Genomic DNA, 13,547 nt, shown 5'->3' with positions numbered 1-13,547 from the left:
TCACCTGATTTAATTTGCTTAATCTGTGCTTAATGGATGATCTGAACGGACTTTATATTAAATTGTGCTTACAAGGAGGGATGACTGCATGAAATTAGCCATTATTGCAGATGATTTGACCGGTGCCAATGACAGCGGGGTGCAGCTTGCCCGTCACGGCTTAAAGACCAGTGTTCTTTTTAATATAGATGAAGGCCCTCTTACACGTTACGATGCCGTCGTCTTTGATACAGATAGTCGTTCCATATCCTCGCAGGAAGCGTATGACCGTGTATATCGGGCTGCTGAATTGCTGACGAACAACGGATTTGAGACGATTTTCAAAAAAATGGACTCCACCATGCGTGGTAATATCGGCATCGAGATTGATGCTGTATATGATGTCGTAAAGCCGGACTTTATGATGATTGCCCCGGGTTATCCAAAAAATAACCGGACGATATTGGAAGGAATCCATTACCTGAACGGCGTTCCGCTGGCAGATACTGAAATTGCCCATGATCCGAAGACACCTGTAACGATTTCCTACCTTCCGGACTTGTTAAAACAACAGACCAAGTACGAAGTTGGCGAGATCACCGTCGCCGATCTGGAAGCCGGGCAGAATCATATTCGCACCAAGCTAGAGCAGTTGAAAACAAAGAATATCCCGTATGTAATGGTGGACTCCACCGAAGAAAGACATCTGGAACTGATTCTGCAGATGACTCGCGAGTTGGAGTATACCTTTACTTGGGCAGGTTCGGCGGGCATTGCCAATTACCTCCCCGCACATTACGAGTTGGAATCCAGGGCTGCGTCACTTGATATCCCGGAGAATCCCGGTCCAATCCTAACGGTGGTTGGCAGTGTGAACAAAAACTCCCGAGAGCAGCTGCATCGCTTGATGCGCAAGTCCCGCGTAGCTTCAGTCTCCTTCCATTCTTTCAAAGCGGTATCCGCAACCGCAGACCGCGCGGAAGAGATGGAACGTGTCTATAACGAGGTTCGAGACAAAGCGCTGGAAGGACAAGATGTTGTCCTCTACTCCACCGCTGAACAGGTGGATATCGAACTGGCACGAGCAACGGGCGAAATTCGTGGTCTCAATCACACGGAAGTCAGCAACGAGATTGTACTTGCGATGGGTGAGATCTGTGCCAGACTGCTGGAAGAGGGATTGTTCAAAGGGGTATCCATGACCGGTGGCGATACAGCAAAACAAATCTGTCTGAAATGGAATATTAGCGGCTTCGAGTTGCTGGATGAGCTTGAAATCGGCGTGCCGATCTCCAAGTTTATAGGGATTGATGATCTGCATGTGATTACCAAAGCAGGCGGATTCGGTAAACCGGATGTCTTTATCCATGCGATTCAAAAATTAAAAGGGGGTATTCTCGTATGAAACCTACAATTGGAATTACGATGGGCGACGCAGCAGGTATTGGACCGGAGATTATTATGAAAGCACTGGGTCATCAAGAAATGTACGATCAGTGCAATCCACTCGTTATCGGTGATGCGAAGATTCTGGAGCGTGTGTTGCCTGTCATCGGTTCAAGTCTGAACGTTAACGCGATTCAAGAGCCTTCTGAAGCCAAGTATGAATTCGGTACTGTGGATGTGATTGATCTGAACCTCGTTCCTGCGGATCTGGAATACGGTAAAGTATCTGCCGTGGCTGGAGATGCAGCATTCCAGTTTCTCGCCAAAGCCATTGATCTTGCCAAAAAACAGCAGATTCACTCCATCTGCACCGCACCTTTGAATAAAGAAGCTCTCCATCAAGGGGGGCACCTGTATCCGGGGCACACCGAGATTCTGGCTGACCTGACGGATACGCAGGACTTCTCGATGATGCTGACCACGCCTAATCTGCGCGTTATTCACCTGACAACACACATGGGTCTGATCGATGCCATTGCAAGTATTAACCCGGAAAGAACCTACACCGTCGTGAAGCTTGCTCATGATACGTTGAAAAAAGCAGGCTTTGAGAATCCGCGCGTTGCCGTATGCGGAATCAATCCTCATGCTGGAGAGAACGGCTTGTTCGGTAATGGAGAAGAAGAAGAGAAACTGCAGCCCGGCATTGAGCGTGCACAGCAGGAAGGCATTAACGTCGTTGGTCCACTCCCGGCGGACACACTCTTCTTCCGCGCTGGTCGCGGCGACTTCGATATCGTCGTAGCTTGCTACCACGACCAAGGCCATGCGCCGATCAAAGTAATGGGCATTGAGGAAGGCGTGAACATCACCGTTGGTCTGAAAGGCGGTATCATCCGTACGTCTGTTGACCACGGTACGGCCTTTGATATCGCTGGCAAAAATATCGCCGATGATAAAAGCATGTTGGCTGCCATCCGCTCTGCTATTGAGCTGGCGCCGAAGGATCAGGGATAACATCAAGATTCATTCGGTACATGCGTGAGTCTGATCGTAAGATCAATTGTATTCGTATCGGTATATATTCGGTATTCAATAAATAGAAGGAAAAAGGCAAACCCTCTGTAAGTTCAAGGGTTTGCCTTTTTGTATATCGTCCGCCCATTTATCCAGAACAATAGTCTTGGTTGGTATTATGGCCATCAAACATATGCTAAACTGATCATAATAAGCAAGTAAAGTGAAGAACTTCTACAGACCTGCAGTACACATCGATTACGTGAAATTCACACCGACTTTAAATGATAAAAAGGAAGAGATTTAATGGGACGAAAACAATCTTTTACTGAAACAGAGCTACTGGACACAACTAAAAAATTAGTACTTGAGCATGGCTATGACGGTTTTCATCTCAAGCTGCTCTCACAGCATCTGTCCGGAGCCCGGAGCACGATATATCAATATTACGCGAATAAAGAAGAGATCGTCGCTGCTTGTATGAAGCGATCAATTGCAACCGTATTAGAGAATTCATTAGCCATTGATGAGACTGATCCAATGGATGCTCTTGAGCAACTGCTTCTGATCTACGCAGAAGAATCTACGCTCCATCAACTTCTGGGAGATGCCAGTAAAATTAATACAACTAATTCTGCTGCGGCAGCGAGAGATCTTGAATTTATTGAGGAAGCACATAGGACCCTAAAAATTCAATTATCACGCTTGTTTGAACGCGCTCAGCAGGATCAAGCCCTGCGACAAGATATTCCTCTACCTGTACTTATTGGTGTTTTTTTTAACTTAATTAATACGCCTAATATGCTAAATATCCCTACGCCTGATTGGGGAAAGTTGCTGTTCCAAATGTGGATCGGAGGAGCCAAGAGCTAACTTTATTCTTGGCTTTAATTTGACACAAGTGTCATTTATATCGTTTAATTATATAAACCACGTGGCTGTACCTCTAATTTGACACATGTGTCAATAAAAATGAAAGAAGGAGTTGAACAGATCATGTTTTTAGCGATGAAGGAGTTAATGCATAATAAAATGAAGTTTTTGATGATTATCATTATCTTCGTACTAATGGCTTGGTTGGTATTTATTTTATCCGGTCTGGGAAACGGATTATCTACGCTAGCCGCATCAACATTCAAGACCATGAAGGCTGATTATGTCATCTTTGAAGAAGGAGCTCAGTCTTCCATGAGCAAGTCACTGCTGTCAGATCAACTGGTGGCGAAGGCGGAACAACTTCCTAATGTGGATGCTGCATCACCCATGGGAAGTACGATGGCAACGGCACTGAAAGAGAATAGCACCAAGAATGAAGATAAGGTAGATATAGCGATTATAGGAATTGACCCAGGAAGCTTTTTGGAACCAGCTATTGTAGAAGGTAAAAGCCTGTCTTCCGAGAACCCTACGGGTGTCGTGGTGAATTCAACCATGAAAGATGAGGGCTATCAACTTGGGGACACGTTTCAACTGGATGGAACGACGGAATCCTTGACAATTATCGGATATGTGGAGAATCAGACGTATAACCACGTTGCATCCGTATTTACCCCAATGGCTGAATGGCGGAAGATTGCCTTCGCGGCTCCAGGTTCAGATAAAGGAATTGCCGGACCGGTTAATGCGATCATGTTACAAGGCGAGAATATTGATCCAGAAGCTATAAATAAAGAGTTATCCAGCACGGATACAGTTACCCGGTCGGAAGCTGTGCAAGGCATGCCAGGGTACAAAGAGGAGAACGGAACTATTCTGATGATGCTTGCATTTCTACTAGCGATCTCTGCATTTGTACTCGGGGTATTCTTCTATGTCATTACGATGCAAAAAACCAACCAGTTTGGCATTATGAAAGCGATAGGCGCTAGTAACCGTTTCTTGGGAAAAGCCATTATCTCGCAAGTGTTTGTACTTTCGCTGACTAGTATTGTTGTTGGAATCTTGCTGACTTATGGGACAGCAGCAATTATGCCAAAAGGAATGCCATTTAAGCTGGAAACCAGTCTTGTCTTCAATTATTCTGTTATCTTGCTGGTTATTGCTATGTTAAGTTCGCTGGTATCTGTTCGCAAAATCACTAAGATTGATCCGCTTAAGGCGCTCGGGAGGGTTGAATAATGAGTAAGGGACTGCACATGCGGGAAGTGACTATGTATTATGCCGAAGGAAACAATCGGATCACCGCGCTTGATCATGTATCCATATCCGTGGAACCGGGGGAGTTTGTTGCTGTAGTTGGACCTTCTGGTTCTGGTAAAAGTACATTCTTGTCTATTGCTGGGGCCATGCTGAAAGCCTCCGAAGGAGATATTCAACTAAACGGAAATCATATTTCGAAGCTTACGGAGAAAGAGTTATCTAATATAAGGCTGCAAGAAGTTGGATTTATTATGCAATCTTCAAATCTAGTTCCCTATCTAAATGTTCTGGATCAACTGCTAGTTGTAAAAAGGATGGCAGGAACGGTCAAAAAAGAGGATAAGGCATTTGCCACCAAACTGCTGGAAGAACTGGGGCTGGGTTTGAAGTTAAAACGTTTTCCCGAAGAGTTATCCGGTGGTGAGAAACAACGTACAGCCATTGCGCGTTCGTTAATGAATAATCCCAACATCATCTTGGCCGATGAACCAACCGCCAGTTTGGACACGAAACGAGCCCATGAAGTGGTTAGTCTAATCGCGCAAGAAGTGAAATCACGCCAAAAAGCGGCCATTATGGTTACCCATGATGAGCGTATGCTTGAATATTGTGACAAGGTCTATCGGATGTATGATGGCGGTCTGTCCCTAGCTGAATCGTAAATATATGGACCAAACAATATACCATTTCTCTTCTCTATTCCTTCTTTTATAAAAAGCTTCTATTCAGAAAAGAGTAACATGTTAAGTAGATTATAGGTCTGTCCATCACTCTCCTCGTCCCTCTCACTCTAGGCTCCCAAGTGGTTCGGGTCTCTCACCCACAAGCATAACTTCACGCTCGCTCTGCGAATGTCTGCTTCGGCGATATGCACTTGGTGACATTCCGTTCTGTTTGTTGAAGATGCGATTGAACTGGGAAAAGCTTGTGAACCCACACTGTGCAGCAATATCTGTGATTTTCTCACTCGAATTCAGCAGCATTTGCTGGGCATTCCGAATACGGGTCATCTGCACATACTCCGTGAAGGTGAAGCCGGTAACCTTATTGAATTGGCGAGACAAGTGATGGGCACTTACATAAAAACGCTTGGATACCTCGTCCAAAGATAAATCCTGCTGATAATGGCTGTGAATATAAGAGGCAATGGCATACATGCGCCTGGACATCGTTGATCCAGTCTCTTCACGCACATACCCGTTCTCTGGTGAGTAACGATGAAGAGCACAGAGAAACTCCACGAACTTGCTATGAATCATAACCGATTGAAGGACAGAAGACTGCTGCGATATAGCAAAAATATCATTGATCGGCGCGAGGACTTCCTTGCGTCTTTCTTCTGTAAATCGGAATATCGGGACCGGTTTATTAAAAATCGAAAACAGCTCTGTGTAACCGCTCTCAAGACCAGGTGTATTACGTGGCATGGCAAAGGTGATCATCAATCGTTTCGGCGGAGCACCCTTCGGATATTGCGTTTTATGCAGCAATGAAGGCCTCAACAGAACGATATCCAGAGGCTGGATCTCATATAAACTGCCTTCAATGATGTGCGCAGCTGTTCGATCCAGAAGAATACAGATTTCATAGAAATCATGGAAATGCTGAAATTCCATATTCAGTTCATGGGAGCGTTCGTCATAATCCAGATGATAAAAAAGCGAATCTCCAGGCTGGTTCACATGGATCGCATATCCTTGCTCGTATGCCAAAACCGATGGTGTCATGGACATGCCCCCTATCCTGATTCTAATGATTTTATTTTAGCATGAAATGCAATAAAAAGACGTTATTTTCAGCATACATTACGTAGTTTCGCCCATTTCTCTTTTGTTATGATAGAGTTGATATGTTAGCGTTTGCAGTATTATCACTCCAACAACGACTACAGCCTGTACTTACTACAAACCAAGGTGGGAAACCAACATGAAAATGAATTCCTTATATACTCGAATCCATACCATTGTTAAACACTTGGAACGTGCTCGACTTACCTCAAAGACATATATCCCTGAGCTTTATCATAAAGAAAGTGGTTACCACTCCTGGGAACTGGTGCATGAGGACCCTTCCTCCTGGAACGTATTCCGTAAGGGTGATGGCTGGGGTGGCAAAGACGTACACAGTTGCTTCAAAACCCGCATTCAAATCCCGGATCAAATGGAAGGGAAAAAGGTCGTTTGTGCCATCGTCACCGGTGCTGACGATATCTGGAATTACGATAATCCGCAGTTTCTGGCATTCCTCAATAGGGAATTAATCTGCGGTCTGGATGTTAACCATACGGAGATTGACTTGACTCCATCCGCGGTGAAGGGCGAAGAGTTTGAGTTGGCATTATATGCATATTGCAGTACGTCTGCCGCGGATGTTTTTCTAAATGTATATATCGCCGAGCATCATCAGCAAGTCTCCGATTTGTATTATGATCTCAAGGCTGCGCTGGATGCTGCGGATCTGCTGCGTGAGGATGATCTGGAGCGCCTGAAGTTGGTCGAACATCTGAATAAAGCCGTGAATTTGCTGGATTTGCGCCAGGAAAACAGCGCAGAATTCCATGCGTCGGTACTGGAAGCGCGCCAATATCTGCAAGATCATGTCTATGGTGATATCCGCCCTGCCGGTGATCACATCCCTACCGTGCACTGTATCGGACACACGCATATTGATGTGGCATGGCTGTGGACGCTGGATCAGACTCGGGAGAAGGTCATTCGTAGCTTCGCGAGTGTATTGTATCTGATGGACAAGTTCCCGGAGTATACCTTCATGTCCTCTCAGCCCCAGCTGTATGCATACCTGAAAGCAGACTACCCGTCCCTATATGAAAAAATCAAAGAAAAGGTGGCCGAAGGCCGCTGGGAAGCGGAAGGTTCAATGTGGCTGGAGGCTGATTGTAACTTGATCTCGGGTGAATCCATGATCCGTCAGATTATCTACGGCAAACATTTCTTCAAGGAAGAATTCGGCGTTGAGAACCGTGTGCTCTGGTTGCCGGATGTATTTGGTTATAGTGCAGCGATGCCGCAGATTATGCGCAAGAGCGGCATTGATTATTTTATGACAACCAAAATCGCCTGGAATGATACCAACCAGATTCCAAACGACACGATGTACTGGCGAGGAATCGACGGATCAGAAGTCCTGACCCATTTCATCACAGCCACAGACTATGACAAACACCCTGATTTCAGGCAGCGTCGCTTCGAAACGACCTATAATGGTCGGTTTAATGCTTCGCAAGTAAAAGGTACGTGGCAGCGATACCAGAACAAAAACATCAATGCAGATGTCCTGCAATGTTTCGGATTCGGAGATGGCGGCGGTGGACCAACCGAAGAGATGCTGGAGCATGGCAGACGTCTTGATGTTGGATTGCCGGGTGTACCTGCGGTGAAACGTACCTTTGTACGCGAGTTTTTCGAGAAGCTGGAGCAAAATCTGGCGGATGTTCCTTCCGTTCCTCGCTGGTCGGGTGAGCTGTATCTGGAGTATCACCGGGGTACCTATACTTCTATGGCGCGTAACAAACGGTACAACCGTCATAGCGAATTTGCGCTGGCTGATGCCGAGCTGTATGCCATGATTCATCGTCAGGCGAATGCACAGGCGGCCTATCCAACCGATGCACTGGAGCATGCATGGAAGCTGACGATGCTGAACCAGTTCCATGATATTCTCCCGGGCAGCTCCATTGAGCAGGTATATGTGGATTCCAAGGAGCAATATGAAGAAGTTCTGCGTGTCACGGATGAGCTGAAAGACAGTGCGCTGAACGGCATTGCAAGCCAAATTACATCTGATGGCGAAGCCATTGTAGTATTCAACACCACCGGATTTATACGGACGGATGTGGTTGAACTGCCTGCTTTTGCGAGAAAAGTAACCGTCTATGATGGAGATCGCCCTGTACCAAGCCAGCGGACTCCCGATGGAGGCCTCGTGTTCCTTGCAGAGAACGTGCCTGCATCCGGGTATAAATCTTTCCGAATCACACCGGATCTAACAGACGAGCTTGTCGCGGGAGTTTCGGTTGCACAGTGGGAAGCAGATCGGCGCCATATCCACACACCTTGGTACGATATTCACCTGAATGAAAGTGCCGAGTTCACATCCGTATGGGACAAGCTGGAGGGCCGTGAGCTGCTCCAGTCTGGCAAGCGTGGTAACGTGCTGCAAGTGTTCGAGGATCGACCTGCGGAATACGAGGCATGGAACATTGACGATTATTATGAACAGCATATGTGGGAGATTAATGACCTGCAGTCGCTGGAGTGGGTTGAAAGTGGGCCGGTACGTTCCGTGCTTCAAGTGAAGCGACAGTTCCTGGACTCGGTCATTGAGCAGACGATCATCTTCTATTCGCACACGCGCCGGATTGATTTCCGTACGTTTGTGGATTGGAAGCAAGAGCATTTGCTGCTGAAAGCCGCTTTCCCGCTGGATATCTGGAGTGAAAAGGCCGTCTACGAAATCCAGTACGGCAACGTTGAGCGTGCTACCCACCGTAATACGAGCTGGGATCAGGCCCGGTTTGAAGTATGCGGGCAGAAGTGGGCCGATCTGGCGGAGAACGGGTACGGTGCTGCTCTGCTGAACGACTGCAAATACGGATATGATATTCATAACTCGGTGATGCGACTGTCGCTGATCAAGAGCGCAACGTACCCGAATGAAAATGCCGACAAAGAGCAGCACGTATTCACCTACGCGCTCTATCCGCATCAGGGCGACTTCCGTGAGGGACGTGTCATCCAAGCTGCTTATGATCTCAACCGTCCGCTGGTTGCCCGTGAAGTAAGTCCGCAAACCGGTACGTTGCCGGGAACATGGTCACTTGCTTCGATTGATCAGGATAATGTCGTGCTGGAGGTTATCAAAAAAGCCGAGAACAACGATGATATGATCATCCGAGTCTACGAAGCACATGGCCGCCGCAGCCGTGCTTCCCTGCAATTGCCTGAGGAAGCAGGTGCTACGGCGTACGCGTGTGATTTGCTCGAGAATAACGAAGCGGAATGCGCCGTGGAAAATGGTCGAATTTCTTTTGATATCAAACCGTATGAGATTCTGACCTTCCGTATCCCTGCTGAACAGTAAACAGAAATTACGCAACATGAAAAACTGCAACATTGCTTAATATGCTTCAACAATAAAGCAATAAAGGGCTGCCCCCTGTCATATCTGACATGAGAGCAGCCCTTCATTTGTCGTTCTTTAAAATTCTTCGTACTCGCTTGGGTCCTGATCCCACAAACGTCCATCTGGACGATTAAATGCAGAGATGACCTGCATCTCTTCTGTGCTCAACTCAAAATCGAATATATCGATATTTTCCTGTTGATGCTGCAAGGAGCCGGCTTTCGGAATGGGAATGGAACCCAGCTGAACATGCCAGCGCAGAATGATCTGGGTTGGCGTTTTGCCATGCGTTTCCGCAATCCGAAGAATGTTCTCATCCTTCAGAATATCCTGTACGGCATCATTGCCACGTCCAATCGGACTCCAGGATTCGTTCACGATGCCATGCTTTGTATCCTGTTCCCGCTGATCGGCTTGGTCAAAGAACGGATGCAGCTCAATCTGATTCAGACTCGGCGCTATCCCCGTTTCCTTAATCAGCCGATCATTGTGCTCAGGCAGGAAGTTGCTGACTCCAATGGATCGGATATATCCACGTTTTTTGGCTTCGATCAGTGCTTGCCATGCCTCGACATACATGTCCTTTTTCGGATTGGGCCAGTGAATCAGATACAGGTCGTAATAATCCAGATCCGCTCTGTACAGGGATTCCTGGATCGCCACAAGTGCTTTATCATGAGCGTGATAACGCCCCGGCAGCTTCGAGGAAATGAGTAGTTCTTCTCTGGCGATGGAGCTTTGTTTGATTGCTCTGCCCACCGTTGCCTCATTCTCATAGTTATACGCCGTATCAATTAATCGATAACCCGCATCCATTGCGGACGCGATCGATTTAACGCCTTCTTCACCTTTTAAACTATAGGTACCAAATCCAATTGCAGGCACTTTCAAGCCATCGTTCAATGTATATTCCGGAATTTGATGATTCATCTGAAGACTCTCCTTTGCAAAAGGTATACGAACAATATGGTAAAAATAATGCCCCACTCCGTTTATCTACCCCTCCATACGTGCTTGAATCAATTGGAAGTCACCACTCCGTTTTAGTCGATGACGGCTTCCTCTTCTAGCTCTCATGAAGAACGGTCTCCTTTTCATTCAAACAAAGAGATGGGCGTGGCCGATAACCGTTGATTGCCTATAAAGTTCTTAATAGCCATAGCAGCCTGCTTATACCCGCCAGCATCGCGTAACGTTTTCCCAATAACCTCAGCATGCTCCTTGTAGGAGGCATTACCGAGCACTTCTAATACTGCGTTTCTAAGCACATCGGGTGTAAGGTTATTTTTGTCCACGATGACCCCTGCTCCCAACTCCTGTACCCGGCCTGCTACACGCGGCTGATCCGATGTTAACGGAAGCATGATTAATGGTACATTGTAATACAAAGCTTCGCTGGTACTGTTCATGCCTGCATGTGTCAGAAAAGCATCTACACACTGCAACACTTCCAGTTGAGGGACATAGGGTCTTATGATGAAATTGTCAGGAATGAGATCAGCAATGGGCTCTATATCGGTATCCTTCCCAGAAGATAATATAAACTGCACAGGCAAATCACGAAAGGCCGTGAAGCAAAGCTTATAAAAATCAAGATCCTTATTTAAAATGGTGCCCATCGAAATATAAACTGCCTGTTTGTAAAGAGCATACAGTGACTCCTTTGCAAAGCCTGGCGCATCCTTGCGGGGGATAATAGATGGGCCAGTGAACACAAAGCTGTCGTCCAGCTTGTCCCCCATGGGTTGAAAATAACGACTTGTATAGACAATCTTCAGTTGTCCTGAATGCCCTAAAAGTTCCGCCAGGGAAGGTACAGCCACATCGAACTGGGAAGCTATTTGCTGGGACACTTCCACGATGCTGTTATATAGCTCCTTGACCTCCTCCGTATCATCATTCAGTTGATTGTCTGATCCAAGAGGCTCCACAAAAACAAAGGTGCTGGTTGAGCATACCGTTGGTATACCTAACTTCTCACCTAGAATTTGTCCTCCCCAGCCTATTATGGAGTCAAAAATGATATAGTCATAGGTTTCATGTTCGATCAGATTCAGAACATCTGGAATAAACCGTTGAATAACTTTTTCCAATATCATATATAAAAATTGGTAAGGATGCTTGAGTTCAAATGGCTTCATACCAGGGTTGTTGAGCAGGGTTGCCTCGTTGAAGGAGTAGGCTTTAAATTGTGCGCCTATCGCTTCAATCTTCGTCCGGTATTTTTCGGTACAACAGTAGACCACTTCATCACCGTTCTCTACCAGTTCCTTGATTAATCCAAGCGACGGATTGATATGGCCTTCTGCAGGGATCATCACAACTAATACACGTGCCACGGCACTCACCTCCATTAAATTTTCCAACAATCAAAGCGGTACATTGTATATCCATATGATTGAGAAGATAAAGAAAAATAGAATATGGAAATTAAACCCATATAAACATACTATTAATTATTTCCATTTTTGTAAATAGTAAATATGTCACTTTTTGAATAAAAAAAAGCACCTTTACGGTGCTTCGGATCTCAATATCCGCTCGAATATTGTTTGTTTTCTTTAAGTTGCACGATATCATGTCCGGTTGGATTCTGGAAGGCCCGTAGTCCAAATGTTGACGCCACCGCGAAGATATGGTCAAAGATATCCGCCTGAACGTTCTCATATACACCCCAGTTGATATCATTGCTGAATGCATAGATTTCCAGAGGCAGCCCGCGATCTTCCGGTGCTAATTGTCGCACAATCATCGTCATATCTTTATTGATTTTTGGATGATTCCTCAAATATTGATGGATATATTCCCGGAATACACCGACGTTTGTCAGTTGTCTGCCGTTCACGTTGCTTTCGGTATTCACCTCGTGCTCCATGTTGTATGCTTGAATTTCCTTCAATTTTGCCGTGACATAATCAGTCAGGTAGTGGATTTTCTCAAATTCAGCTACCATCTCTTCCGTACAAAAACGGATACTGCTGATATCAATATAGATACTCCGCTTAATCCTTCTGCCGCCGGACACCTGCATGCCTCTCCAGTTACGGAACGAATCCGAAATGAGGGCGTAGCTTGGAATCATCGTAATCGTTTTATCAAAATTCATAACCTTTACCGTGTTCAATGTAATGTCGATGACGTCACCGTCCGCATTATACTTTGGCATCTCGATCCAATCACCAACGCGCACCATATCGTTTGACGATAGCTGTACACCGGCCACGAGGCCCAGGATTGAGTCTTTGAATACGAGCATTAATACCGCCGATAACGCCCCAAGTCCACTAAGGATAATGAGTGGGTTCTGTCCGATCAGGCTGGAAATAACGATAATGCCCCCGATAATGAACAGGACAATCTTGGCTACCTGAATGTAACTCTTGATTGGGCGTATCTTCGACACCTCATAGGTACGATAGATATCATCGAAGACATTCAGCAGAGCATTCAGAACCGTAATCATAATAACAATCATATAGGTCATTGCTGATTTTTCAATTATGGCCTGATAGGGCGAGAAAATATAAGCAGAATAATAGATTATAATGGCTGGCACAAGATGCGACAGCTTCTGAAATAAATTTTTCTGAACCACAATATGGCCCCACTTGAAACGGTTGTTACTTACGATACGATGGACCGTCTTCAGTACCACTCGCTTGGCAATCACATTCGCCAATATCGAGATCACTGCTATAAAAATAATCATAATGATGTTTGAAAGATAACCAATGGAGGGTCCACTCATGCCGAGTTCTTCTAGTTGATTTCTGATAAAGTCCATTGTTTCCTCCTGACATAATCTAGTTTAGCCTATTATTATAAAGTAGTTTGAGAGGGCAAGCAAAGTTTGTGCTCCCGCTTCATTCTTCCTATGTATTATA

The 13,547-nt window shown here is 45.8% G+C and carries 10 protein-coding genes; 6 read left to right on the top strand and 4 right to left on the bottom strand.

Features of this window, described 5'->3' with window-relative positions; all coding sequences use genetic code 11:
- Positions 1-88: 88 nt before the first annotated feature.
- From MHH92_RS01065 to MHH92_RS01045, 5 genes are all read left to right on the top strand, one after another.
- Positions 89-1,384, top strand: a complete 1,296-nt coding sequence (locus tag MHH92_RS01065) for a four-carbon acid sugar kinase family protein (RefSeq protein WP_076329623.1) — start codon at positions 89-91, stop codon at positions 1,382-1,384.
- Positions 1,381-2,382 (top strand): 4-hydroxythreonine-4-phosphate dehydrogenase PdxA, encoded by a 1,002-nt coding sequence (gene pdxA, locus MHH92_RS01060; protein ID WP_017691213.1) that lies wholly within the window; start codon positions 1,381-1,383, stop codon positions 2,380-2,382. Before MHH92_RS01065 ends, pdxA begins: the two co-directional genes overlap by 4 nt.
- Before the next feature lie 306 nt (positions 2,383-2,688).
- Positions 2,689-3,255: a TetR/AcrR family transcriptional regulator gene (locus tag MHH92_RS01055; protein WP_100526455.1), complete on the top strand. Its 567-nt coding sequence runs from the start codon at positions 2,689-2,691 to the stop codon at positions 3,253-3,255.
- Between the two features lie 123 nt (positions 3,256-3,378).
- On the top strand, positions 3,379-4,500 hold the full coding sequence (locus MHH92_RS01050; protein ID WP_340901598.1) for an ABC transporter permease: 1,122 nt from the start codon (positions 3,379-3,381) through the stop codon (positions 4,498-4,500).
- Positions 4,500-5,183 (top strand): ABC transporter ATP-binding protein, encoded by a 684-nt coding sequence (locus tag MHH92_RS01045; protein WP_340901597.1) that lies wholly within the window; start codon positions 4,500-4,502, stop codon positions 5,181-5,183. Before MHH92_RS01050 ends, MHH92_RS01045 begins: the two co-directional genes overlap by 1 nt.
- A gap of 123 nt (positions 5,184-5,306) precedes the next feature.
- Here the strand turns inward: MHH92_RS01045 and MHH92_RS01040 are convergent, their stop codons facing one another.
- Complete coding sequence (locus MHH92_RS01040; RefSeq protein WP_076320061.1) at positions 5,307-6,248, bottom strand: AraC family transcriptional regulator; 942 nt, start codon at positions 6,246-6,248, stop codon at positions 5,307-5,309.
- 199 nt (positions 6,249-6,447) lie between these two features.
- Between MHH92_RS01040 and MHH92_RS01035 the strand changes: the two genes are divergently transcribed.
- The gene (locus tag MHH92_RS01035) at positions 6,448-9,621 is read left to right on the top strand and encodes an alpha-mannosidase (protein WP_340901595.1); all 3,174 of its coding nucleotides are present in this window, start codon (positions 6,448-6,450) and stop codon (positions 9,619-9,621) included.
- A 117-nt stretch (positions 9,622-9,738) separates the two neighbouring features.
- Here the strand turns inward: MHH92_RS01035 and MHH92_RS01030 are convergent, their stop codons facing one another.
- The 3 genes from MHH92_RS01030 to MHH92_RS01020 all read right to left on the bottom strand — a co-directional run bounded on the left by MHH92_RS01030 (position 9,739) and on the right by MHH92_RS01020 (position 13,447).
- Complete coding sequence (locus tag MHH92_RS01030) at positions 9,739-10,593, bottom strand: aldo/keto reductase (RefSeq protein WP_340018886.1); 855 nt, start codon at positions 10,591-10,593, stop codon at positions 9,739-9,741.
- Between the two features lie 164 nt (positions 10,594-10,757).
- The gene (locus MHH92_RS01025) at positions 10,758-12,002 is read right to left on the bottom strand and encodes a macrolide family glycosyltransferase (protein WP_340901593.1); all 1,245 of its coding nucleotides are present in this window, start codon (positions 12,000-12,002) and stop codon (positions 10,758-10,760) included.
- 191 nt (positions 12,003-12,193) lie between these two features.
- Complete coding sequence (locus MHH92_RS01020) at positions 12,194-13,447, bottom strand: mechanosensitive ion channel family protein (protein WP_340901592.1); 1,254 nt, start codon at positions 13,445-13,447, stop codon at positions 12,194-12,196.
- Between the last annotated feature and the right edge of the window lie 100 nt (positions 13,448-13,547).

Source organism: Paenibacillus sp. FSL M7-1414, assembly GCF_038003195.1.
Classification (GTDB): domain Bacteria; phylum Bacillota; class Bacilli; order Paenibacillales; family Paenibacillaceae; genus Paenibacillus; species Paenibacillus amylolyticus.
Note: the sequence above shows the minus strand (reverse complement) of the source record. Positions and strands in the feature narration are given on the sequence as shown.

Excerpts from the sequence above, each read along its gene's own strand:
- MHH92_RS01050 (WP_340901598.1), top strand. The coding sequence starts at position 3,379 with ATGTTTTTAGCGATGAAGGAGTTAATGCATAATAAAATGAAGTTTTTG.
- MHH92_RS01040 (WP_076320061.1), bottom strand. The coding sequence starts at position 6,248 with ATGACACCATCGGTTTTGGCATACGAGCAAGGATATGCGATCCATGTG.
- MHH92_RS01030 (WP_340018886.1), bottom strand. The coding sequence starts at position 10,593 with ATGAATCATCAAATTCCGGAATATACATTGAACGATGGCTTGAAAGTG.
- MHH92_RS01065 (WP_076329623.1), top strand. The coding sequence starts at position 89 with ATGAAATTAGCCATTATTGCAGATGATTTGACCGGTGCCAATGACAGC.
- MHH92_RS01055 (WP_100526455.1), top strand. The coding sequence starts at position 2,689 with ATGGGACGAAAACAATCTTTTACTGAAACAGAGCTACTGGACACAACT.
- MHH92_RS01045 (WP_340901597.1), top strand. The coding sequence starts at position 4,500 with ATGAGTAAGGGACTGCACATGCGGGAAGTGACTATGTATTATGCCGAA.
- MHH92_RS01035 (WP_340901595.1), top strand. The coding sequence starts at position 6,448 with ATGAAAATGAATTCCTTATATACTCGAATCCATACCATTGTTAAACAC.
- pdxA (WP_017691213.1), top strand. The coding sequence starts at position 1,381 with ATGAAACCTACAATTGGAATTACGATGGGCGACGCAGCAGGTATTGGA.
- MHH92_RS01020 (WP_340901592.1), bottom strand. The coding sequence starts at position 13,447 with ATGGACTTTATCAGAAATCAACTAGAAGAACTCGGCATGAGTGGACCC.